Source organism: Vibrio sp. 10N.286.49.C3 (assembly GCF_041469545.1).
Classification (GTDB): domain Bacteria; phylum Pseudomonadota; class Gammaproteobacteria; order Enterobacterales; family Vibrionaceae; genus Vibrio; species Vibrio tasmaniensis_A.
In genome coordinates, this window is the sequence record NZ_JBFRKT010000028.1 from 68385 (window position 1) to 90981 (window position 22597).

The window sequence follows — 22597 nt, forward strand, 5'->3', positions numbered from 1 at the left end:
TGGTACAAATGTTTTGATGAGAATCAGTCTTCGTGCTCAACCACTTTAAAGTAATCCCTAGCGGCATGGCTATTGGTTAAATAAAGCGCTAACCAGAGGAGCAATAATAGGGTGATAGCATTTGACCAACGGAACCATCCGTTATCCAAATAGATTAAATAAATTGTATGGGAGCCCTGTGCCAAGATAGCCATCATGGTAACCCAACGTCCCCATGACACGACTTTGTTAAGGCGCTTTCTATCTGGAGATCTTAGTCCAAACAACCACATCAATAACAAACTAGGCACACTCAACGCAATCCCGACATAAAACATCTGGTGGTCTGGATAGATGGTCTCAAGAATATCCGTTCCCGACTCTCGGCTTGCGCCCGCAACAATGAAAACGACCAAAGCTTTCGCAAGAAACAGCCAACCTAACCATAATAAGATTGGGGCTTTCAAAAAGCCGTGTTTATCGTATTGTTCTATGGAGTACCGCACAACTCTCACTTTCACTTGTTTTCAAACCAACACTTTAACGCAAATCATTCATACTTAACTAGGTTTGCGTTATCTTATTGGTTAATCCGTTTTAATTGTCGAACTCAGTATGAAAAAGAAAACTAATACACCGTCTGTTGAATCTCAACAAGAAGCACTGAAGATAGCCAAAGCGACGCAAAAGCCAGCTCAAACCAAAGAACAAACAAAATTAATTGCTCAAGGTATCGAAAAAGGCATCGCACTTTACAAGAAACAGCAAAAAGAACGCAGTCGCCAAGCCGATAAAGCAAGAAAACGCGTACAGAAAGAGAAGCAAACTCAACAAACTAATCTAGACGAAGAGAACAATGTAGACACAATTGTTGAAACAACATCAAATCACGCCAACAAATTGCCGTGGTTACTATTGATCGCAAGCTGGGTAGGTTTCGCGATTTATTTGATGAAATAGCAGGATAAATGTATGAAAAAGGAATTAGTCGCTTTAGCTATGACAGGCATATTAGGCGGGTGCACGACACCGACAACAGTCCCACATAGCGAATCTGACCAAGTACAAATGGATTACCACGGACTGATTGATATCAACAAGTGCGAATATAAAGGGGAAGTCACCGGCAGCGAAGGCCACTGGTATAGTTACCTGTTTTACCCGAACGACACTCTAATTCAAGGCGCAATGAATGAGCTAAAGTCCAATGCTATTGGATTAGGTGCGGACACTGTAATTTTCACACTTCCCCAAGATTTTGCGACTTCCGTAACCATGTTGGGCACCGCTTATCGGTGTCGCTAATTCGACTTATCGGTAATCGGTAATCGGTAATCGGTAATCGGTAAGGAGAAGAAAGAAGAAAGAAGAAAGCCAGCTTTCGCTGGCTTATGCACTAAATCCAAGGCTTGTTGCTATATCGCCTTTACGCTGGATAACCCATTGACTGTCAAATGGCCCCCAGTCGGATAATTGGTAATAGCCATCATTATGACGTCGCCCATCTTGAACAAACATAAGTTCAATACCGATCCCCGGTAACGCCTTGAGTACATCTTGAATAGTACGACGAGGCCACCCCGTTTTTTCGATGAGTTTAGGCACATTTGGCCTATCAAGGCTTTCCACTAACAATGCTAAATATAGCCGCCTTGCAAAAACAGGACTCAACTCCATTGACACCTCCTATATATGTGCAACTCAATTATTTCTTTTTTTGCTGACAACATGTTGAGGCTGATCAATAAGTCTCCAATAGTGACATTTTCTTACTGTTTTTTTTCACTCTATAAAATATTCCTCACTCTATTTTGTCTGAATTGCCGCTTCCTGATAGGATTCAACTCATAACAACGAAATAAAATCACCCAAAGGAAGAATAATGACTATCACTATGTTTGGCATTCCGAATTGCGACACCATCAAAAAAGCAAAAAAATGGCTAGAAGCTGAAGGTATCGAGTTCGAATTTCACGATTATCGCAAACAAGGCATCACTGAAGAGTTGGTAACAAGCTTCTGTTCAGAGCTTGGTTGGGAGCTTGTGTTAAACAAACGTGGTACGACTTACCGCCAACTTTCTCAAGAGCAAAAAGACACGCTCACGGAAGAAAAAGCCGTTGCTCTGCTTGTTGAACAACCGGCAATGATTAAGCGTCCAATATTGAAAGTAGAGGGTAAGCTTCACATCGGATTTAAAGCCGACCAATACGCGACTATTTTTGCTTAGAGCGTATTATTTACATAGACAGACAACGGACGTTGATCATTGAATCTGCGCCCTAAAAATTAATGACTAGACGTTTAATTTAAACAAGGAACTCAAGGATGACAGACAGCCCAACTTTGGCTCTGGCAAAAGACCTAATCAGCCGTCAATCGGTAACACCAGAAGATGCAGGCTGCCAAGACCTGATGATTGAACGCTTAAAAGCGCTAGGTTTTGAAATCGAAGTGATGGTATTTGAAGATACGACGAACTTCTGGGCTCGCCGTGGTACCGAAGCCCCCCTATTTGCTTTTGCTGGTCACACTGATGTTGTACCTGCAGGCCCAATTGAGCAATGGAACACTAAGCCATTTGAACCGACTATCGTAGATGGTTTCCTGCACGGTCGCGGCGCGGCAGATATGAAAGGTTCTCTGGCTTCAATGGTTGTGGCTGTAGAACAGTTCATTGCTAAGCACCCTGATCACACAGGCTCAATCGGTTTCCTTATCACGTCAGATGAAGAAGGCCCGTTCATCAACGGGACAGTGCGCGTTGTCGAAGCATTGATGGCTCGTGGTGAGAACATCGACATGTGTATTGTTGGCGAACCATCAAGTACTGAGTACGTAGGTGATGTCGTAAAGAACGGCCGTCGTGGTTCTATCACTGGCGATCTAACGATTAAAGGCACACAAGGTCACGTTGCCTACCCTCACCTTGCGAACAACCCGGTACACAGCTCTCTGCTTGCGATCAATGAATTGGCGACGACCGAGTGGGACAAAGGTAATGATTATTTCCCACCAACCAGCTTCCAGATCCCAAATGTCAGTGCGGGCACTGGCGCATCAAACGTGATTCCTGGTGAATTTAATGTTCAGTTTAATCTTCGCTTTAGCACAGAGTTAAACAACGACATCATCGTTGAACGAATCACAAATACACTCGACAAATACGATTTCGAATACGATTTGAAATGGACCTTCAATGGCGACCCGTTCTTAACCGACGCAGGCTCACTGCTTGATGCTATTGTGGATGCTGTTGGTCACGTTAATGACGTAAAACCAGCACTACTGACTACAGGTGGTACATCTGACGGACGCTTTATTGCGCGCATGAAAGGGCAAGTAGTCGAACTAGGTCCGGTTAATGCGACCATTCACAAGGTTAACGAGTGCGTGAAAGTGGCTGATTTAGAGAAACTAACTGACATGTACGAAAGAACATTAGTGAACCTGTTCGCTAAGTAGTTTTTTCATCAGCGATTCATAGCATCTAATTATTGAGAGACACGTTATGACACCAGAGCAGCTAACCGGACAATCAGATTCTCATCTAGAACCTAACCTGATTGGCACCAAGACCTTCTTGGTCCACAGTGACGTCAAAGATGAACTGAACAACTTGATTGAAGCTGCTCAACTCGCTGGTTTTAAAATGGAGATTGCCAGTGGCTTTCGCGACTATGAAAGGCAATCTCTGATTTGGAACCGCAAGTTTTCTGGTGAAGCACCGATATTAGACTCAGAAAGCCAACCACTTGATGCTTCAACACTCAGTGAACATCAAAAGTTGTCGGCGATTCTTAGGTGGTCTGCGCTTCCCGGAGCGAGTCGTCACCATTGGGGTTGTGACTTTGATGTCTTTGCTCGCAATCACTTACCTGAGGGTACTCAGCTACAACTGGAACCATGGGAATACCTCACTGGCCACCAGCAAGTGTTTTACCAATGGCTGTCTGCCAACGCATCTCAGTTTGGATTCTTCTTTCCTTACAGCCAAGACCTTGGTGGTGTGGCAATAGAACCTTGGCATATAAGCCACCGTAAAGTTTCACAGTTGTGTTTATCACAGTTATCTCCCACTTTACTTGGCAAGCAACTCCAATCTAAGCCAATATTAGGGTATGAAATTATTGCGGAGCAGCTAGACGAGATCTATGCGCGCTTCGTCGCGAATATCAGTCATTAGGAGCGCTTATGTTAGAGTGGCTTACAAACCCTTGGGTTATCATCATCATCGTAGTTAGCGTTGTGGTGGGTAATATTGCTGCGCTCAAACAGACCGCTAATATGGTTCTGACAGGTCGTAACAAAACAGAAAAAGACTTAGACAAGCTCAATCAATTGGATAAACAGAACCAAGAGAAAGCTCAAAAAGATGAGTCTACTAACAGCAAAAATACTTAGCCTAACGCCCTTGATGCGCTAGCCCCAACAAGTCAGGCGCGTGTGACTTCTTGTTAGCGAAATGACAACATAAATTGACAACACGCACATAAAACACTGACTAACAAACATAAAAAAGAGGACATTGTATGTCCTCTTTTTTTTCTTCTAAATTTGCTCAGTGCTTATTCAGATTTTGCTTCTTTCTTATCTTTGGTTTGGTCTGCAACGTGTGCCAATACCGGTACCATTGACTTAAGTAGCTCTTCTTCTACAGGCTTACCTGTTGCATCCGTTACATTAATCGATGTACGGTTGCCAAGATCACCAAACAAGAAAGTGTAAGTACCTGGCGCTAAGTCAATAGGCTGTAGGCCAATCTCTTCCCAGAATTCATCATCTGGCGCTGCATACTTAGCTTTCACTGTACCTTGAGACTGATTACGCTCTTCAAGTTCAAAGCCCATCGTCGGTAGCAAGGTAGGTAGACGTTGCCACAATACGTTATATGGCGTACGAGCAATGATCACAGGGAAACCACTGCGGTCCGAACCCATTGAGATAGGAATACGTTTCACCAACTCTTGCGCTTTCAACGCAGCTTCAGCACGAAGATCTGCATCGAATCTCGCCATCACTAGATTCGTTAAGAACGCGTTGTAACGCTCTTTATTGGTTGCCGATACTGGTTTCTCTTCAGAACCTTCACGCCAATCAATCAGATTAATCTTGAAGCCATGGCGATTGTTCGCTTGGAAACGAGAGATAGAGTAGCGGCTACCAATCTCGACTTCTTCATCTTCAGAAACCCAAGTTACCCAATCAGTCTCAATGTCATTTTCTGACTGTTCACGAATGCCGATATTACGCTGGGTCAGCATATCTACAGCCGTTTGCCATACTCGGTCAGCCTCTTCAGCACGAAGGAGCCATAACGTCACTTCACCATTTTGACGCTCAGTACGAGCACCTGGGATCAGTTCAAGAACCTGTTGAGGAGGACGAATATCCACTTGACGACCGGTACCACCACTGAATTCACCGCTTGGGATATCAAAGTTTGGGTAAAACTGAGGCTGAGCATCTTCAGGCAATTGCCATTGTGAAAACTCAGGTGTTTCTAAGTATTCAAAATCATCTTTGGCTTGGCGACGTTGAGTCGGGCTGCCAGAACATGCTGTAAGAACGAAAACAGCCAGTGAACCGATCACTAGCTGGTGAGAATACTTCATTTATACTCCTAAATGCCGAAGGTTCGCTTCGGCATTGCTTTATACGTTTTTAGTAAATGCACGCTTCAGTCATTGCTTGAGCAACAACAGGCTGAGCTGGTTTTGACAGTTCAGTCAGTGGTAGACGTAAGCCACCTTCAGCAATCAGACCCATTTTGTGAACCGCCCATTTTACGGGAATAGGGTTAGACTCAACGAACAAATTCTTATGTAGAGGCATCAAACGCTCATTGATCGCTTCAGCTTCCTCAAACTTGCCTTCCTTCGCTAGCTTGAACATAGTCGCCATATCAGCAGCTGCAACATTGTTCGTTACAGAGATCACGCCATCACCACCACGCTTAACAAATTCAAGACCTGTTAAGTCATCACCACTTAGTAAGATAAAGTCTTCGCCACAAAGTTCACGGTGAATTGCAATTCTTTCAAGATCACCCGTCGCATCTTTAAGTGCAACGATGTTTTCGATCTCGGCAAGACGAGCAACCGTTTCTGGCAACAAGTCTACCGCAGTGCGACCAGGTACATTGTAAAGGATCTGTGGAACGTCACTGACTTCAGCAATTGCTTTGTAATGTTGGTACAAACCTTCTTGAGTCGGTTTGTTGTAGTACGGCGTTACGCTCAGGCAACCAGCAATACCAGAACCATTGAGCAAACGGCTGAAAAGTACAGATTCGTGAGTTGCGTTTGCACCCGTACCAGCGATAACAGGAATACGGCCATCAGCAAATTCAACGACCTTATTGACGACTTTGACATGCTCTTCAATAGTGAGTGTTGAAGACTCACCAGTTGTGCCAACCGCAACCAGACCATCACTACCTGCTGCAACATGGTGATCAACTAACTTTTTAAGGCTGTCGAAATCCACTTCACCATCTGTATTAAATGGTGTAACTAGCGCAACGATACTTCCTGAAAACATGTCTATCTCCCTTAATTTATTCTTTTTGCATGTTACTGTAAGCCAATCAATAAACACAAGACATTAAAGTGGCTTACCAGCAACATCTGCAGTAAATATTGTCGTATGTTTGAGGTAAAACGACTTATAACCGCGTTCGACCTAGAATTTGGGTAACCTACACTCAATCTAGCGAATAGCTCAGCACTCGATGTCAGTAACAAGTAAGCAATGCTCTCACACCACTCTTTGAATTTTGAACACTCTAAATATTCCTATTACTTGTTACATATTTGAAGCAAAGTGCCTCATAAAAGCCCCAAGCACACACTTATTCCTCTAGCTAACTGTGCTAACATGCATGAATCAATGGAATATAAGAGACGTGATTTTATGACTCAACATCTAGTAATCACAGCTGTGGGCACAGATCGCCCAGGTGTATGCAACCAAGTGGTTCATTTAGTCACCCAATCAGGCTGTAACATTATTGATAGCCGTATCGCTCAATTTGGCGAAGAATTTACGCTTATCATGCTACTGTCTGGAAAGGCAAACAACATCACCCGCGTTGAAACCACCCTGCCCTTGCTTGGACAAGAGCACGACTTGATTACGATTATGAAGCGAACCTCAACTCATGATGTTATTGAGAACTCTTACACAGTAGAGGTGTTCGTTGAGTCAGACGATAAAATCGGCCTTACCGAGCAGTTTACCCAGTTCTTCGCAGACCGAAACATCGGCCTCGATTCGTTAAGTGCGCGAACCATCAATAAGTCTAAGGTTCAGCTCGACAACGACCAATTCCATATCTCTATTACCGCTTCTGTGCAATCAGAATGTAATTTGATGCAGCTACAAGAAGAATTCGACGCGCTGTGTCAGAGCCTATCCGTACAAGGCTCGCTCAACTTTATCAAAAACAGTTTTTAAAAAGGAAATATCATGAATACGCTAACGGCTGGTGTTCCAGCACCTGCTTTTTCTCTTCCAGATCAAGATGGCAATATCGTATCTCTTGGTGACTTCAAAGGTAAAAAAGTCCTTTTCTATTTTTACCCAAAAGCAATGACTCCGGGTTGTATTGTGCAAGCAGAAGGCCTGCGTGATATCAAAGCACAGCTTGATGACCTGAATGTGGTTGTTCTAGGTGTGAGTGTTGACCCAGTAAAACGCCTACCAAATTTCGTTGCGAAGAAATCTCTGAACTTCACTCTTCTATCTGATGAAGACCACAGTGTTGCTGAACAGTTTGGTGTTTGGGGCGAGAAAAAATTCACCCTTAGAAATTTTTTATGACAAAAACCCTCGATAATTTTTTATGACAGTCTACCTTTAATATGCGGGTAACATATTGAGGGTTGTTTTGTGATAGAAAAGCATGAAGAAAACGATGTTTATGATGACTACCGATTGCTCTCCATAGAGGTAGATACATTAGCTAAACTGAGAATCTCAGAGATCATCGATAGTAACTCTGGAGAAATGGTCCACTCACCCTACCTTTCCCCATCCAACTTACAGTCTCGCCTAAAGAAAACCGATATTATCCTTGCACCGGATGGGCGTGTTGTTTATCCACAATCTCTTTACCTCGTGTCAAAACTCAGCGGTGAAGGAAAAATTCAAGACACCAAATCAATGGCCAAAGGCTTATTGGCCTTTACTCGATATTTAGACTCTACCCATTACCCTCAAGTTAATGATGATGGGAATGTGATACCACCTCAGTACCTAACCTATAAAACACTAACAAAGCATGAAGAAGAAGGCGCGCCGTGGCAATTTGCACAGCACCTTTTGGCAAACTGTCGATCTCGGAAGGAGGCAACGGGTGACGAAGCGTACTCGCTTAACTCAGCAAGAAGCTATATGGGTGCTGTTATTGGATTTTATAAGTGGATGCAGAAACACGGTTACCTCCAAAATGATGATGAGCACGTCCTGACACACTTCACCAGGCTTGAGGCATACCTAGACGGCACCAATCAGCATGACATGCTTGCCCACACTAAGTCTGGCGCAAAGCGGGTCTATGAGATATCAAACATCATGAAGGAGTTCCCCAAAGTCGATAAAACGCCTGCTCATCAAAAATTGAAGCCTATGTCGTTCGATCATAAAGAACGGTTCTCCCAACACATTCATACATTGCCAAAAGCTGCTTCCCTGATACTGAGACTATGTGAAGAGGCAGGGCTTAGGATTGATGAAGCCACCCACTTTCCTGCTCGCGATATTGGTGATAAGGATTGCAGTGATCTAGACGTCGTGCCATTGACGATTACACATACCAAGGGCAGCAAGCCCCGCTCGGTTGAAATTCCTATCGCACTGTATGAGGAATTAGAGCAATACAAAGAATGTAGCCAGCGACAAAAGAATCTGACAAGACGAAATGAGCTGATCGATTCTAAGGAAGAACAGGACACCACTGACTACCTTTTTCTTTCCAATAAAGGGCGGCCATACAAAGTAAAAACTCTAGAGGCACATTTTAGTGAGTTACGACAGCGTATCCAGGCAGTAGAACCTGACTGGTACTATCGAATACATGACCTGCGATCAACTTATGCCACGCATTGGCTTTGGTGTGAGTCTAGGGAGCGGCAGGTTGCCTATGAGTACCTAATGGACGAGTTAGCCTTGCTAATGGGGCATGAAAGCACCGCAACGACGGAAAAGTACATTAAGTTCATGAATAAGTTTGACGAGCAGTTACGGGTTGCAGAGAGCAAAAATAACAAGATCAACAAAGGACAGTAGTATGCCCAAAAGCCCACTCGCGAAGAACTCAAAGACGATTAAGCACGTCAGAAACAGTAAGAATGTGGTTCCGTTGCACCTTACCATCCCCTATAAGGACGGCAAAAGAAGGAAGACAACCGAGTTTGGTATATCACATCTGTTACACCTTGGTGCAGATAGCAATAACGTCAAAATCGACAGCCGTATCCCTTTTTTAAGGAGCTTTTGTAAAAAAGCCAACCAGTATGTTGATAATGGAAACTCTGCCCGAACCGCCTCGGGACATTACGAGGTATTACGTGGCTTCATTGTCTTTTGTGACACAGTCGGAGTAGATCCCTTTTCTGAAGCTGGCTATTTAAAATATGCAGGGAATGATGGCGAACTGCGGCACCGCATAAAAATGTACAGTCCATCAAAGAAATTATGGGAGATGAGCCACGGTGATGAACTGGGCATTCAAGAAAGGACAGCAGGTGTTATAACTTCAGAACTTCGCACCGCCCTTTCATGGTGTGGCTTACCCGCTAACACATGGGCAACCCATCACCGAGGGTTTTGTGGCGAAAATACACCAATCAAGGGTTACTCTGACGCTGAAGAAGAGGTGCTTATTGCCCGGTTGAGTGAGCTATTTTTCATCCTAGCCCCACAGCTCATTGCGGCAAAAAAAGAAAACCTTGTCCTGCCTGACGAGTTGCCTGTCGTTATTGACTTAGGTGACCACCAAGAAATCATTTCAATTAAAACCTCTCTCAAACCCCAAACCCATGGGAAGAGTAAAACGGGCACATCCGTAAAGCCTGCCGCCGCATTTAACATGGCGATGGGGGCGGCTTATCACCTTATGTGCTTTTTTACCTCGTTAAACGATGGCGACGTACAGAGCATCGCTCATCCAATCACGATTCATACTGATGAGCGGGATAAAAGCTTACAAGTGGTTAAGGTATCGAGCTTCAAGGCGCGCGCAAACAAAGAGGTAGACGCAGTACTTACTAACCAGAGCTTCGATGTTGATAAACGGGATGGGGTGAAGTTTATTAAAACCCTTGAAACGCTTTCAGCATTATATGGCGGTGGCGAAGAACGGTCTGAGTTACTGTTTATGCTGAATAACCTAGGGGAGAAAAGTAGTTCTTTCAATGTGCAGCAAATAAGTAAGCACCTGATGGTAGAGTTAAACCTACTCTCACCCACTCGTGCATCTTGCCTGCCATGGTTTAAGGAGCTATTTTATAGCTATCGAAACCAGCATGTTATCGAGCTAAAAAAAGAAACGAATACACTTGGCCGAACTGTCGTCAGTAAAATCACTCGCCCGTGCTCAAAAGGGCGAGCTACACAAGGCGCAACGAATGCTGCCTACTGCATTTTATCGTGTTACACAGACTTACCCCTCAAGGGCATCTTACTGCCGCTGACTTATTCGGATAAAGACGCTGAGGGCAACATCAATGTGTCGTTCAAATACCGCAATGGCGAGAACTATCACTTCTCTGTTCCTGCTGCTGACAAGGCGCTAATCGAAGGTATAGAACAGTTCGCTACAGAGTTAGCCGATAAACAAATATCTAAAAACTATGAGCGGTTACTTCTCAAGCGTGGTCATAAGAAGATAGCCCCTAAAGACTGGGACGGAATAAGCCCTATCAGCTCTATGTTAATGAATAGATGGTCAATTGCGCCCAACGAATACTTCATTTCACTGCAATCAAGCCGCTGGCGAGAAATGACCAGTAACCAAGTGTACTCAGCGAGTGGTGCTGGCGGTGTTCAAAGCCTGCTGCAAAACCTTCTTCTAACCATTGATAAACATTATGCCAATGGTGACCAAAGACTCAACAAAATCATCATCTCACAAGCGCTAGAAGTGATGGAACTATTGGATGAAGAGACGGGGTTAGAGCTAGCAAAAGAGATAGTTGCAGCCAAACTTGGCATCACAATGCTGACGCATGATGAATGGAAAAAGAAGCAAGAGGAAGAAAGGGCAAAAACCAATCCCAATGGCATTCATTGCAATGGGCAACAAAACATTGCAGGTGGTAAAAACACCCAGCGTGAAACCAATAACGCCATGAAGCTACAACTGCCATGTGCTGAATACGACATGTGCCATAAATGCCAATCAGCCAAAGCCATCAATGAGACTCAACACATCTATAAACTTATCTCTTTCATTGATGTACTGAGGGAGGCAGTAAACCTGTACCCTAACGCACAAGAGGAAGTCCATGAAAGAGTCGCCGCTTTTGAGTTTACCCTCGATGGTGCCAGCAAGGATGTGTACGACGGTGCAATGGCATTATTTAACAAAAACGGGCGTCACCCTCGGGTATCTATGGATCACGCCATTTTAGCCCTACACCGTTAATTGGGAGCCAGTCATGATAAAGCTACCTAAGTACAACATTGACCAACAAGATGCCCTGTTAAGTGCACAAAACCATGTTGGAGGCTACACAAACTACCTGAAGGATGTGTTAGAGCCTGCCATTAAATCAGGCGAGTGGGATGACTTTGAGACGCTAGATATTGGTTTTGGCGTCACAGGTGAGTCACTGGGTAAAATTGGGGATAACAACGCGTGGCGCCAGCTCCAGCCCTTCTTTGAGCCTAATGCGACCCAAACGAATACCCTAGACTTCTTTCTTGACGGAAAGGTGATGGAGCGCAACCTGACAAATCAATTGAGAGCACTGGCATTGAGTATGATGTGGCTCTCGCCCAAAGATTATTCTTTTCAGAGCATTGTGCAGACTATCACTGGGTTAAAGAAAGTCGCCTCTGCGCTACTCAATGAAGGCCACAATAGCTTTGAGTTATTAAGTTTTGAGCTGTTAGAGACTTGGGTATTAGGTGATGCTACCGATTTGGACTTCGAACGAGAATCATCCTACACCTCACTCAATAAACTGTTCATAGAGGCAACACGACTACCGTTTAATGTCAGTCTGACCAAAGCGCTAAACGCCTCGGATTTTGGTTTAGTCTTTAAAGAGTCTGAGCAGTACACGGTTATCCCGCAGCGGCTGTACTACTTAGGACTTCAACAATCAGAAGCATTGGTGAACGAGCTATACCCCATTCGTGATGAGCTTGGCAAGCTTTCAGATTACATTGCTGACTACCATGAGAAATCCTACCAAGGGTATGCTAAATACCTTGTTAGCGATGAAGCAAAGCTCAAAAATGGCGGGCTTCAGTGGTATTTAGCTACAGCAAGTAAAGGTGTTAAGGAAAAGAAAATAGCCTTTCAAACTGCTTTTCTCGCGCTCAATCACCCGACACAAGAATCGACCCTTAAACTGCTCAACAAGCACAAACCTAGTCTCAAATCTGATTACATCGACAAATTCCACCCTGAGCGAACATTAAGGATTGGCAACAGGGTGGCAACAGGGTGGCAACCGGACTTGCAGAGGTGCTATCGCTGTTTAAAGAACTCAACGGTGGTTGCCTCTGGGCGTTAATGTCCCGCACAGGTATGCGCCTTGATGAAACCTTTCACCTACACACCGCAAATGGGTGTACAACAGAAACCATATCAGGGCAAACCATTCACGTTATTCATGCAGACCTGTCAAAAACCACCAAAGGCTCTCAGTCAAAGCAGGAGGAGTTTGTCACCACAGAGGTCGGCAAAAAGGCTTACGAGATACTGCAAGCGCTACATTCACCACTTAGACAGCGTCACCCTGATAGCCAAGCATTTTTCCACAAGACAAAAGAGGGCTGTGGTGCTATCAGTAAAGATCGCATTTCTAGACATTATGTTAGTTGGTTTAATAATGCATTGGGTGAAAAACTCGCACTAACCAATGACGATGTTATCGATTTGAAAGTTTCCGACCCCAACCTTTCGTTTAATGTGGGGGATGACTATAACTTCTCAGGTCATCAGCTCCGCCGCTCGTTTGCCTACTACCTGATCGGCTTCGAGCTTTGTGCGTTCCCCCAACTCAAGCAGCAGTTCAGCCATGTATCCATGGCGATGACACGCCATTACGCTAAGAACGCCAGTAAATTCCAGAAAATCAGAAAGAAAAAGGAGAACTTGGTTCACGTTATTGATGAAGAAAGGATTGATCAAAAAGCGCAAGTGTACCTGAACATCTACAAGAAGCTGTCGAATAAAGAACGTGTCGCTGGCGGCAAGGGCAAAGAGTTTGCCAAAAACATGATGAAGGCTGAGCGTAACCTGTTTAAAGATAAGGTCGATGACGACATGCTCTCGCTCAACTACTGGAAAAAGCAAATTCGAGATCAAAAGCGCCACATTCACGCCGTCGCCCCCGGAGTTTACTGCACTTCAACAGGTTGTAGCCTACGTACACAAGTCAACCTATTAGAGTGTGTGGACTGTAAGAACGACTATATTGTTGATGCCGTTTTTGCCGAAGCGAAGCGCAAAGAAGCCGAAATTCATATGCTATGGGACATTGAACATGATGAATTAACGCCTCAAACAGCGTCAGAGGTGTATATCAAAATCACAGCTGCTGAGCGCATTATGAAAGACTTAGATATCAGCTATGAACCCGTTGTAATACCTCAAGAGGTTCAAGAGCTGCTGATACCCTGCGGAGTGACTGCATAATGACACAAGCAACTAAGAATAAGCTCATAAATGCCCTAGAACGCCTGTTAGAGGGTAAACCCGAAAACCGAGAGCTAAGGAAGAAAGCCCGAGAAGGTAAGCTAAAAATCAATAACATTAGCGTCGAGAAAGAAGCGGGGCTTTCTGTTGGGGCATTACGCAGACATAAAGATGTTCAAGATATGGTGAAGAATAGGTCACTGGAGTTTCGTGTAGCACAAGATGATTTAAGCCAGTCACCTATTGATGTTTTACAGGCGGAAGTGAAACAGCTAAGAATCGACAAAACCCAAGCAAATAAAAAAAAAAAGGAGTACCTCGACCTCGCTAGAAGTCATGAAAAGGCACTAGCCATACAAGCAGCCAGCCATATAAAAATGGTTCAGGAACTCATGGATATGCTGCACGAAAGTCAGCGAGAGAAGGCAATGGACAAAGTCGTCAAAGCAAGGCCAGATAACCTTATCAAGGGAGATTTCAGGTAAGAGCATCCTGTTTAGTGTTATCACTAGACAGGACGCTGAATTATCGATAAAAATGCACACTCTAACGTAATAGAAATGCTCTAAAAAGGACGTGGCGAAGAACGCTACGCCAAATACCATTAATTGAGAAAGTAAGGACAAAACCAATGGCAATCGAAGCCGGACAAACCGCACCAGATTTTACCCTTAATGACCAAGACAATAACCCAGTGACGCTCTCTGAGCTTCAAGGAAAGAAAGTGCTGCTCTACTTCTACCCACGCGCTTCGACGCCTGGCTGTACCGTTCAGGCTCAAGGATTGCGTGACACAAAAGCTGAACTAGATGCCCACAACGTTGTTGTACTTGGTTTAAGCCCAGACACCCCGAAAAAGCTGACCAACTTTATCAACAAGCAAGAGCTGAACTTCACTCTACTAGCCGATGAAGAACACGAAGTGTGTGAGAAGTACGGTGTTTGGCAACTCAAGAAGTTCATGGGCCGTGAAAACATGGGCGTTGTAAGAACAAGCTTCTTGATTGACGAGTCAGGCAACCTTGAGCATGTGTTTAACAAGTTCAAGACTAAAGATCACCATGAAGTTGTATTGGGCTACCTAAACAGCAAGTAACTCTTAATTTATTAATAGGGCTGGTGCTAACGGCACTGGCTCTGATTTAAAACCGCTTAACGAGCTTACGAACTACTACCCTCCCACGATTCATCAATCAGTCGAGCAGTCATATCAAGAACCTTCTGCTTATCCTTTTCAGAGAGCCTGTTCAGGTTCACTGCCAACTCAGCAGAAATCTCATCTTCACAGAAAAAATAACTTAAAGGCACGCCTAGCTCGTCGGCCAATAATTTTAAGGTTTGTACGTCTGGAGTATGTTTACCCTTCTCATATTGATTCATTCTAGGGCTAGCAGAGCTTTCATCCATACCTATACACACTCCCAACGCTTTTTGAGAGAGGTTTGCTTTTTTGCGTGCTTCTTTGAGCCGCACGGGAATTGGGTTTTCGAATGGCACTTGAGTTTCATATCTCTGATCTCATCGTAACTAAGATTTTCTTAGTTTTACCGATTTCTGTATACTAAGCAATCCTTAGTATTTTAGTGGTATATGCGGTACATGAAGCGTTGTATAAAAATCAGTGATGAAATGCACAAGTTATTGATCGAAAAAGAGATGGATGGTTTTTTAGTTGTTGAGCTAAGAGATGCATTTGTTTCTATTGATGACTCCTATGTTGATCTGGATGATGCTCGTCGTAAGGTTTACCGTCAACTCCTACGTTTGGTGAAGAACAATTGGCTTCGAGTTGAGGGGACGGGGCAGCAAAAACGATACTTTCAAACGGACTTATTTAAAGGTCTTCAAGTCGATATTGCATCAGAAAACACTAAGGCTACCCTTTCCGCTGCTTCTGATTATTCGGTATTAAGACACGAACGCAATCAGTACAAAGGTGAGCTAGAGATTGTTTTAGGGGAGATTAATGAGTATCAATCTCTCTGCGGTCGTTTTCCTGAACTAGAACCGAGGTTAATCCCACTTCTTGAACAAGCAAAAGAACATTCAGGACAATTGTTGGGCAGCGTAAATGTACTAACTAGTGTTCTCAAAACACTCTCAGAGGACAATCCGTCGTGCTAAGGCAATGGCAAGCAGAATGCTCAGAGAAGGCATTACATAAATACAGTTCAAGCCAGCAGCACTTCTTCTGCCAAGCAACTCCAGGGGCAGGAAAGACTGTATTAGCAGCAACAGTCACTTCAAGGTTATTAGAAGAGAACATGATCGACCTTGTATTGTGTTTTGCCCCTTCTCTAACGGTCTCAAGCGGCATCAAGAAAACCTTTTCTCAGATCCTTAATTGTACCTTTAATGGCGGTTTAGGTTCTATTGGGCGGTCTCTTACCTATCAATCGATTTCATCTCTTGATGGTGAATTTTGGCAGACATTGCGTAATCACCGAGTCTTTGTGGTCTTCGATGAGATACACCATTGCTCTGGTACAGAGATTGAAAATGCGAATGTTTGGGGGCAACAAGTCCTTACTAAAATTCAAGGGCTCGCAACGTATACCCTTGCGCTTTCAGGGACACCGTGGCGTTCGGATTCGTTACCGATTGTTCTGGGTGAATATAGCGATCCTGATGGAATTCTATTGGTTGATTATCAATACACATTGAAGAAAGCAATCGCTGACAAAGTTTGTAGAGCACCAAAGATTGTTTTGGTTGATAACGAGCATTTGACTGTGACAAATGACGACAAGGCAGAGTCGTTTTCTTCAATATTAGACATGATTAAGCAAACAAAGACTTCTTATCAAAGTGTCATTCATAATCAGGATGCAATGGAGTATTTGCTTGGACTAGGTTGCAAAAAACTTGCAGAAATCCGTTCTCAATCCCCAGGAGCCGGAGGGCTAGTTGTCGCTGCGTCTGTTCAGCATGCACAAACAATTAAAAAGGTACTTTCTGAAAAGTATACTCAATCGGTCTCAATTGTGACCTATCGACATGATGAACCTTTAGCTGAGATTGAAAGGTACAGGCAAAACGACACTCAGTGGATTGTTAGTGTAGGTATGATCAGTGAAGGGACAGATATTCCACGCCTTCAAGTATGTTGCCACATGAGTTCAGTCAAAACCGAATTGTACTTCAGACAAGTGCTTGGGCGTATCCTTCGTGTGAACGGAGCGACAAACCAACAAGCGTGGTTATTCACCTTTGCTGAGCAAAGCTTGATTGAGTATGCCGAGAGGATTGACCAAGATATCCCTGAGTCGTGTATGTATGCAAAGTGGGAAAGGTTTGCAGAAGCCGATCCAGACAGTAAGCGCAACCGCCTAAGTGAGCAGGGGTTACTAGAAGAGCGAGAAGAAATAGGTTCTAAGCTAGTATGGAATAGCACAACTAGCAGCACAGAGGATATTGATGGCGCACTTGGAGCATTTGATGAGCTTCGGCTAGGGGCATTTAGGCAACGGGTGATATCGGCATTTTTGGTTTCTTGATGAGTATCAATGTTCATCATCGAGCACTATTCAATCGCTTCCTCTTAGATCGTAGTAATCTTAGAGAATTCAAGCTAGTGAACATTAATGGTGTATATTGAAGTACCGCACTTACCCTAGGCATTACTTATGGTTGACAAACAATTGATAGATGAACAACTTGAGCGACACCCAGAACTGAAGGGGTTGTTAGAAGAGGTGTTTAATGGTGACTCTCTAGCTAATGAATGGCTAAATTCGCCAATACCTATATTTTCCTATCAATCTCCAATAAATTTGCTACAACAAGGCCATATAAAATACGTCATAGATATACTAAATCGAATGAAGCGCGCCGATTTTTCTTAACTTACTCCTCACGCTAGTTATGGAAAATAATCAGACGATGAATGTGTTTGTAACACTTCAAAAACTAATCCACATAGTAATTCGCCAAGCATCAATTAGTTTTTATTAATTATTCACTGATCTCGTAACTCACCGTGCTAAGTAATTTTTGTCGAGAGCCTTCAGAAGCTGAGTATTTGCTCGTGGCACTTCCTAGCTCGAAAATGCCCCAAACCTTCTTATGGTCATCAATCATAAGACTTCTAGTAATTTCAGTTTGATTCAATTTATCTAATGCCTCATTATGTGTTTAGTTGATTAAAAATCTAACTTATCCGTGGACTAAAAAGTTGGGTTCAGATCACTTAAATCCAATAAAGCACTTCACTAACAAAGTCTTTTAATTCCCTCAATTTATAAAAGTCACATGGAGGCGTATCAATGCCAGACATCCGCTCTGAAACCGAAGTATCCAAAGGTATTAAGCTTCGATTTGTCGAACTTAGTAATTTCCGTCGACTAGGCAAAGTTCAGATGAGCATTGATCGAAAAACCACCATTTTGGTCGGGGCGAATAATAGTGGAAAAACTTCTATTCTTGCGGCGCTAAGACACTTCCTAGCAGAAGGGTCCCGCTTTAGCGCTTTTGACATCAGTATATCTCAATGGTCAAAGCTGCGAGACCTTGGCAAAGCTTGGGAAGAACTGACCGAAGACCCTTTAACTGTTACCGAATCCGAAGAAGCGTGGAAAGAACAGCTCCAGATACTGCTAGAAACCATGCCAGTCTTGGACCTCTGGTTTGATGCAGATGCTGGAATGTATCACTATGTTGCTCCATTTCTATCAAAATTTAGCTGGAAAGGTGGGGCAGTCGGTGTTCGCCTTCGACTGGAACCAGTCACAAATATTGAAGATCTTAAGCAATTGGCATGGGCTTACCGCACTGCTCGTTTACCAATTAAAGATATGGGGGAAGATTCATTAGCGTGGCCCATAGATCTGCTTGATTTTTGGCTGCGTGAGCCATTGAAGCTCGGGAACGTCCGCACATATAAACTAGATACCGATAACAACCCTATTACAGGATTGCCATCCTATGAGACTAAGAAACTTGATGCTCATACAAATCCAATTGATCGAAAGCACTTATCGAGATTGATACGTGTTGATTTCATCTCAGCTCAGCGTGGATTAGGAAGTGAAGAAGCCGAATCTCGGCCCTCCCCCGGTCTTCATCAAGTAGGCACGTTTTCAAACCAGCTAACCAAGTTTGCTCAACAACACTTAAACGTTGCTAGCTCTGGACATAGCCAGCGTGTAGACCTTATTAAGGCCGTGGCACTTGCTCAGAAAGACTTAGACAGTAAGATTCACGAAGCCATCGCCGATTCTGTTCAGGAAGTGAAAGAACTTGGCTATCCAGGGCTGCATGATCCTCAAGAGATTCGCTTCCGTACTCGCATCCAGACAGCTGACCTTCTCGATCACAGTACAGCTGTGCAGTACAGTATGCAGAAGGATTCAATAGAAGAACTACTACCAGAATATTCTATTGGGCTCGGTTACCAGAATCTGCAATCTCTCAGTTACCAACTAGTTTCATTTAGAACAGCTAGGCTTAAGCCTGAAAAAGGTTCTCCAGTTCCCGTACACATAGTAATGATTGAGGAACCTGAAGCCCACCTCCATGTTCAGGTGCAGCGTATATTCCCAAGCAAAGCACATAAGCTAATCAGCCCGGCAGAGAAAGAAACTTCAAGCTTAAATAGCCAATTGCTTATAAGCACCCATTCAAGTCATCTAGCTCATTCGGAAAATTTTGACCGGCTCAGATATGTTCGCCGTGTAGCAAAGAGCAAAGCGACCCCAATGCCGACGACAGAAGTTGTCAATCTAGCCGATGTCTTTGGTGATGATAAAAAAACACGCCAGTTTGCTGAACGCTATTTCCGTGTTCAACATACGGACTTGTTGTTTGCTAATGCAGCTATTTTTGTGGAAGGTGTAGCGGAGCGAATGTTGGTGCCACTTTTCATGGAGCGTGATTTCAAGGAACTGAACAGTCGCTGTGTTTCCTTTGTTGATATTGGTGGGAGCCACGCCCACCGACTCAAACCTCTCATCGAAAAGCTCCGGATCCCTACTGTTATAATTACAGATATCGATCCTTGCCAAGAACAGGAAGGCAAGCCTAAGCAAAATGGCGAACCCACCAAAAAACTAGTCGCTGTTGCAAACACTGGACAACCAGGACTTCAATCTGGTAACCCGACGTTACGTTGCTGGCATCCGAAACTGCAACAACTTAACGATTTCAAAACTCCGAAAACAGAGCAGTTGGTATGGAATGAAATCCACGATTGCCATGTGTATTTCGCCTGGCAGTTACCTATTGATAGTACCAATAACTGTTGGCCTAGCACATTTGAAGATTCACTGGTTCTTACGAATGTCTGCTGGTTTAAGGGGCTGATGGATAAGAAAATCGATGAAAATGGAGAGAAGATTGAAGTGCCTAAAGGGGCTCTTGGCTCTGTCTCAAAAAAGGCTGTTAATGCTCCAAATAATGACCAGCTACTTCGCGACCTTCATACTCTAATGCACGGCTCTTTTAATAAAGGTGACTTCTCTACCAGCATCTTTGAATTAGTATCTTCAGGCGAACAGGTTAAATGCCCGGGGTACATTACCGACGCATTAACTTGGTTACAGAAGCAACTTGAGCCACGCGGAGCGATGGAATGAGCAAACAAAATATCATTACGGACAACGATAGAGATGCAGGCGTAGTCGAAGAAATTTGTGGCTACCTTACTGAGGACCCTCCTCGCAGCTACTTTCTTTTTGCTGGAGCTGGTTCAGGGAAGACGCGAACTCTGGTGGAAGTCTTGCGTCGGATTACTGGAGTAGAAACACATGAAAAAGGGGAACTGCTTGCCAGAAGCCTGCGAATATACGGCCGTTCAATAAGAGTGATTACATACACGAAAAACGCTGTTTCAGTCATTAACGGGCGCCTCGGGGATAATGACCTAGTAAAAGTATCTACCATACATGCATTTTGCTGGGAGCTCATTAGTGGATTTAACGATGATATCAGAGCGGCTCTTATTGCAATCAAAGAAGCTCAGCTTGAAAAGGAAACTGAGGAAGCACTTGCAAAGCCAAGGGGCATCACTACTGCTAAACAAAGGGATTTGGATAAGATAAAAAAAGATATCGAGGGATTTAGAAATACCGACATATTTATCTACCACCCGGATCGTATGACATATGGTCCGGGGGCGCTTGCCCATAATAATGTGCTTGACGTGACAGCATGGCTTTTAAAAACCCGACCAACCCTAGCGAAAATCCTAAAAGATCAGCATCCTATTGTATTGATTGATGAGTCTCAGGACACAATGAAAGGTATGTTGGATGCCTTAATAGCTATTGCAGAACCTGAAGGATGTGGCCTCACGATAGGACTGATAGGTGATCACCGACAGCGTATCTATATGGATGGGCATGACGATCTTCCGAGTTTAGTTCCTGATAGCTGGGCGAAGCCAGAGCTGAAAATGAATCACCGTAGCCAACGTAGAATTGTTGACCTAATTAATACAATTTGGGAAGCGAAGCTAGAAGGACGAACCCAACCAGCTAATGGAATAAGACAACACTCAAGAACAGAGAAAGCTGACGGTTTTGTACGAATTTATATAGGTGACACGAAGCTCTCTCCAGAAGATAAAGCTCTCAGTGAGCTTTGGTGTGCAGATCAGATGTGGAGCGCAAGTGGCGTTGAGGCTTGGTCAAGAAGAGAGTTTCAGCTACTCGCACTTGAGCATAAGCTTGTTGCTACACGTGGAGCTTTTCTTGATGTGTTTAGTGCTATGGTTTTACTTGACCCAAATGCAGCAGCACCTAGTGGCAGTGGTGAGAATAAAGGTCCGGTTATTGTGCAAACTTTATTGAACGAGCTTACCGATTTAGAGGGATGTATAAATTCCAATGGGACAATTGATGAGTTTAAAATTACTGAAGTTTTTAGGCGCTATGACTGCCTTGATGGGATACCTGAAGATATAGTAGAGCGAGCAATACGTGTCGAAGAAATACTTGGGGCAATTGAAACTTTCGCTATAGCTTGTGCAAACCCTCTTGCGACTGTGGGAGATGTTCTCAAACCAATCTTACGAGCCAATTTGTTTAATATTGATACTCGCTTAGCTACAGAGTATGCGGACAAATCAACTCCACCTTCTGCGCCAGCTAGAGGTGAAGAAGAGTCCATACAAGATAGGTTGCGTCGTGGATTGTGTGCACTATTTTCAGCGCCTTGGAATCAATTAAAAAAATACCGCAACTATTTATCTGGCAATTCAGTTTTAGCTACTCATCAAGTTGTTAAAGGTTCAGAATTTCCACATGTGATGGTTGTTATGGATGATAAGTTGGCTGGTGGTAGCCTTTTTTGTTACGACAAGGTTTTTGGTGGCGTTGAACTAAGCAAAAAAGACAATGAAAACAGAGAAAAAGGCAAAGAAACAACCATTGATAGAACGCTACGTTTACTTTACGTAACATGCAGTAGAGCTGAAAACTCTCTTGCTCTCGTGCTTTGGTCATCAAATCCAACTGCAGCCCTAGAACGAGTAAAGAATAGTGATTGGTTTTTTGGCAAAGAAGTTGAGGCGATACCATCCCCCTAAAACCATGCAGTTTTTACACGAAGAAGAGGCTGCACCAAACAATCCTTTTAGAATGCTAGATCAAATGGGGCACTAGTGTAGTGGATAAGGTAGTTTGGCCACTAGGTTGGCAGTATCGCAATACTTCAGGTAATTAGAATTTTGTTAATTTAGTGAAATACATGACGCATTTCTGTCCAGAACCTTGCTGATTAGGCGGTGTGATTACCGAGGGAGGT

The 22597-nt window shown here is 43.8% G+C and carries 21 protein-coding genes and 2 pseudogenes; 18 read left to right on the plus strand and 5 right to left on the minus strand.

Annotation, left to right across the window (positions count from 1 at the left end; all coding sequences use genetic code 11):
- Positions 1-23 precede the first annotated feature (23 nt).
- On the minus strand, positions 24-485 hold the full coding sequence (locus AB4180_RS13195) for a DUF2919 domain-containing protein (protein WP_102249888.1): 462 nt from the start codon (positions 483-485) through the stop codon (positions 24-26).
- A 109-nt stretch (positions 486-594) separates the two neighbouring features.
- Between AB4180_RS13195 and AB4180_RS13200 the strand changes: the two genes are divergently transcribed.
- Together AB4180_RS13200 and AB4180_RS13205 are read left to right on the plus strand one after the other, a co-directional pair.
- Positions 595-939 carry a DUF2956 domain-containing protein gene (locus AB4180_RS13200; RefSeq protein WP_012604567.1) on the plus strand — a complete coding sequence of 115 codons (345 nt, stop codon included), beginning with the start codon at positions 595-597 and terminating at the stop codon, positions 937-939.
- Between the two features lie 12 nt (positions 940-951).
- Positions 952-1284, plus strand: coding sequence for a DUF4156 domain-containing protein (locus AB4180_RS13205; protein ID WP_012604568.1), 333 nt, complete (start codon positions 952-954; stop codon positions 1282-1284).
- Between the two features lie 84 nt (positions 1285-1368).
- On the opposite strand, the gene AB4180_RS13210 is transcribed toward AB4180_RS13205, so the two are convergent.
- On the minus strand, positions 1369-1656 hold the full coding sequence (locus AB4180_RS13210) for a helix-turn-helix domain-containing protein (protein ID WP_004734273.1): 288 nt from the start codon (positions 1654-1656) through the stop codon (positions 1369-1371).
- 205 nt (positions 1657-1861) lie between these two features.
- Here AB4180_RS13210 and AB4180_RS13215 point away from each other — a divergent pair, with 205 nt between their 5' ends.
- The 4 genes from AB4180_RS13215 to AB4180_RS13230 all read left to right on the plus strand — a co-directional run bounded on the left by AB4180_RS13215 (position 1862) and on the right by AB4180_RS13230 (position 4383).
- Positions 1862-2209 carry an ArsC family reductase gene (locus AB4180_RS13215; protein ID WP_017103645.1) on the plus strand — a complete coding sequence of 116 codons (348 nt, stop codon included), beginning with the start codon at positions 1862-1864 and terminating at the stop codon, positions 2207-2209.
- Positions 2210-2307: 98 nt separating this feature from the next.
- Positions 2308-3444: a succinyl-diaminopimelate desuccinylase gene (gene dapE / locus AB4180_RS13220; RefSeq protein WP_017096838.1), complete on the plus strand. Its 1137-nt coding sequence runs from the start codon at positions 2308-2310 to the stop codon at positions 3442-3444.
- A 46-nt stretch (positions 3445-3490) separates the two neighbouring features.
- Positions 3491-4165, plus strand: coding sequence for a M15 family metallopeptidase (locus AB4180_RS13225; RefSeq protein WP_017103647.1), 675 nt, complete (start codon positions 3491-3493; stop codon positions 4163-4165).
- A gap of 8 nt (positions 4166-4173) precedes the next feature.
- A complete protein-coding gene (locus tag AB4180_RS13230; RefSeq protein ID WP_102249889.1) occupies positions 4174-4383 on the plus strand; it encodes a DUF2897 family protein in 210 nt (69 codons plus the stop codon).
- Positions 4384-4547: 164 nt separating this feature from the next.
- On the opposite strand, the gene bamC is transcribed toward AB4180_RS13230, so the two are convergent.
- On the minus strand, positions 4548-5594 hold the full coding sequence (gene bamC, locus AB4180_RS13235; protein ID WP_102249890.1) for an outer membrane protein assembly factor BamC: 1047 nt from the start codon (positions 5592-5594) through the stop codon (positions 4548-4550).
- 49 nt (positions 5595-5643) lie between these two features.
- Positions 5644-6522 carry a 4-hydroxy-tetrahydrodipicolinate synthase gene (gene dapA / locus AB4180_RS13240; protein WP_009847376.1) on the minus strand — a complete coding sequence of 293 codons (879 nt, stop codon included), beginning with the start codon at positions 6520-6522 and terminating at the stop codon, positions 5644-5646.
- 372 nt (positions 6523-6894) lie between these two features.
- On the opposite strand from dapA, the gene AB4180_RS13245 reads away from it, so the two are divergent.
- The 7 genes and pseudogenes from AB4180_RS13245 (at position 6895) to bcp (AB4180_RS13275) (ending at position 14951) form a co-directional block, all read left to right on the plus strand.
- Entirely contained in the window at positions 6895-7437 is a 543-nt protein-coding gene (locus tag AB4180_RS13245) for a glycine cleavage system protein R (protein WP_009847377.1), read from the plus strand.
- A 12-nt stretch (positions 7438-7449) separates the two neighbouring features.
- Positions 7450-7782: pseudogene (gene bcp / locus AB4180_RS13250) on the plus strand (thioredoxin-dependent thiol peroxidase); the annotation flags it as partial.
- Between the two features lie 90 nt (positions 7783-7872).
- On the plus strand, positions 7873-9270 hold the full coding sequence (locus AB4180_RS13255; protein ID WP_102249891.1) for a site-specific integrase: 1398 nt from the start codon (positions 7873-7875) through the stop codon (positions 9268-9270).
- Between the two features lies 1 nt (position 9271).
- Positions 9272-11629 (plus strand): hypothetical protein, encoded by a 2358-nt coding sequence (locus AB4180_RS13260; protein ID WP_102249892.1) that lies wholly within the window; start codon positions 9272-9274, stop codon positions 11627-11629.
- Between the two features lie 13 nt (positions 11630-11642).
- Positions 11643-13855 (plus strand): annotated as a pseudogene (locus AB4180_RS13265) (site-specific integrase).
- Complete coding sequence (locus AB4180_RS13270; RefSeq protein ID WP_102249893.1) at positions 13855-14340, plus strand: bacterioferritin comigratory protein; 486 nt, start codon at positions 13855-13857, stop codon at positions 14338-14340. The pseudogene AB4180_RS13265 and the gene AB4180_RS13270 overlap by 1 nt, the downstream one beginning before the upstream one ends.
- Before the next feature lie 146 nt (positions 14341-14486).
- A complete protein-coding gene (gene bcp, locus AB4180_RS13275) occupies positions 14487-14951 on the plus strand; it encodes a thioredoxin-dependent thiol peroxidase (RefSeq protein ID WP_102249894.1) in 465 nt (154 codons plus the stop codon).
- Between the two features lie 65 nt (positions 14952-15016).
- On the opposite strand, the gene AB4180_RS13280 is transcribed toward bcp (AB4180_RS13275), so the two are convergent.
- Positions 15017-15352, minus strand: coding sequence for a helix-turn-helix transcriptional regulator (locus AB4180_RS13280; protein WP_102249895.1), 336 nt, complete (start codon positions 15350-15352; stop codon positions 15017-15019).
- Positions 15353-15466: 114 nt separating this feature from the next.
- On the opposite strand from AB4180_RS13280, the gene AB4180_RS13285 reads away from it, so the two are divergent.
- The 5 genes from AB4180_RS13285 (at position 15467) to AB4180_RS13305 (ending at position 22379) form a co-directional block, all read left to right on the plus strand.
- A complete protein-coding gene (locus AB4180_RS13285; RefSeq protein WP_277869284.1) occupies positions 15467-15979 on the plus strand; it encodes a hypothetical protein in 513 nt (170 codons plus the stop codon).
- Positions 15973-17352 carry a DEAD/DEAH box helicase gene (locus AB4180_RS13290; protein ID WP_102249897.1) on the plus strand — a complete coding sequence of 460 codons (1380 nt, stop codon included), beginning with the start codon at positions 15973-15975 and terminating at the stop codon, positions 17350-17352. Before AB4180_RS13285 ends, AB4180_RS13290 begins: the two co-directional genes overlap by 7 nt.
- A 129-nt stretch (positions 17353-17481) precedes the next feature.
- Positions 17482-17700, plus strand: coding sequence for an MbcA/ParS/Xre antitoxin family protein (locus AB4180_RS13295; protein ID WP_102249898.1), 219 nt, complete (start codon positions 17482-17484; stop codon positions 17698-17700).
- Positions 17701-18120: 420 nt separating this feature from the next.
- Positions 18121-20427 (plus strand): AAA family ATPase, encoded by a 2307-nt coding sequence (locus AB4180_RS13300; protein WP_102249899.1) that lies wholly within the window; start codon positions 18121-18123, stop codon positions 20425-20427.
- Positions 20424-22379, plus strand: coding sequence for a UvrD-helicase domain-containing protein (locus AB4180_RS13305; RefSeq protein ID WP_102249900.1), 1956 nt, complete (start codon positions 20424-20426; stop codon positions 22377-22379). The genes AB4180_RS13300 and AB4180_RS13305 overlap by 4 nt, the downstream gene beginning before the upstream one ends.
- The last annotated feature ends 218 nt before the right edge of the window (positions 22380-22597 follow it).

Coding starts and splice junctions, on each gene's coding strand:
- dapE (WP_017096838.1), top strand. CDS start 2,308: ATGACAGACAGCCCAACTTTGGCTCTGGCAAAAGACCTAATCAGCCGT.
- AB4180_RS13200 (WP_012604567.1), top strand. CDS start 595: ATGAAAAAGAAAACTAATACACCGTCTGTTGAATCTCAACAAGAAGCA.
- AB4180_RS13215 (WP_017103645.1), top strand. CDS start 1,862: ATGACTATCACTATGTTTGGCATTCCGAATTGCGACACCATCAAAAAA.
- AB4180_RS13305 (WP_102249900.1), top strand. CDS start 20,424: ATGAGCAAACAAAATATCATTACGGACAACGATAGAGATGCAGGCGTA.
- AB4180_RS13300 (WP_102249899.1), top strand. CDS start 18,121: ATGCCAGACATCCGCTCTGAAACCGAAGTATCCAAAGGTATTAAGCTT.
- AB4180_RS13205 (WP_012604568.1), top strand. CDS start 952: ATGAAAAAGGAATTAGTCGCTTTAGCTATGACAGGCATATTAGGCGGG.
- dapA (WP_009847376.1), bottom strand. CDS start 6,522: ATGTTTTCAGGAAGTATCGTTGCGCTAGTTACACCATTTAATACAGAT.
- AB4180_RS13245 (WP_009847377.1), top strand. CDS start 6,895: ATGACTCAACATCTAGTAATCACAGCTGTGGGCACAGATCGCCCAGGT.
- AB4180_RS13225 (WP_017103647.1), top strand. CDS start 3,491: ATGACACCAGAGCAGCTAACCGGACAATCAGATTCTCATCTAGAACCT.
- bcp (WP_102249894.1), top strand. CDS start 14,487: ATGGCAATCGAAGCCGGACAAACCGCACCAGATTTTACCCTTAATGAC.
- bamC (WP_102249890.1), bottom strand. CDS start 5,594: ATGAAGTATTCTCACCAGCTAGTGATCGGTTCACTGGCTGTTTTCGTT.
- AB4180_RS13270 (WP_102249893.1), top strand. CDS start 13,855: ATGACACAAGCAACTAAGAATAAGCTCATAAATGCCCTAGAACGCCTG.
- AB4180_RS13260 (WP_102249892.1), top strand. CDS start 9,272: ATGCCCAAAAGCCCACTCGCGAAGAACTCAAAGACGATTAAGCACGTC.
- AB4180_RS13230 (WP_102249889.1), top strand. CDS start 4,174: ATGTTAGAGTGGCTTACAAACCCTTGGGTTATCATCATCATCGTAGTT.
- AB4180_RS13210 (WP_004734273.1), bottom strand. CDS start 1,656: ATGGAGTTGAGTCCTGTTTTTGCAAGGCGGCTATATTTAGCATTGTTA.
- AB4180_RS13295 (WP_102249898.1), top strand. CDS start 17,482: ATGGTTGACAAACAATTGATAGATGAACAACTTGAGCGACACCCAGAA.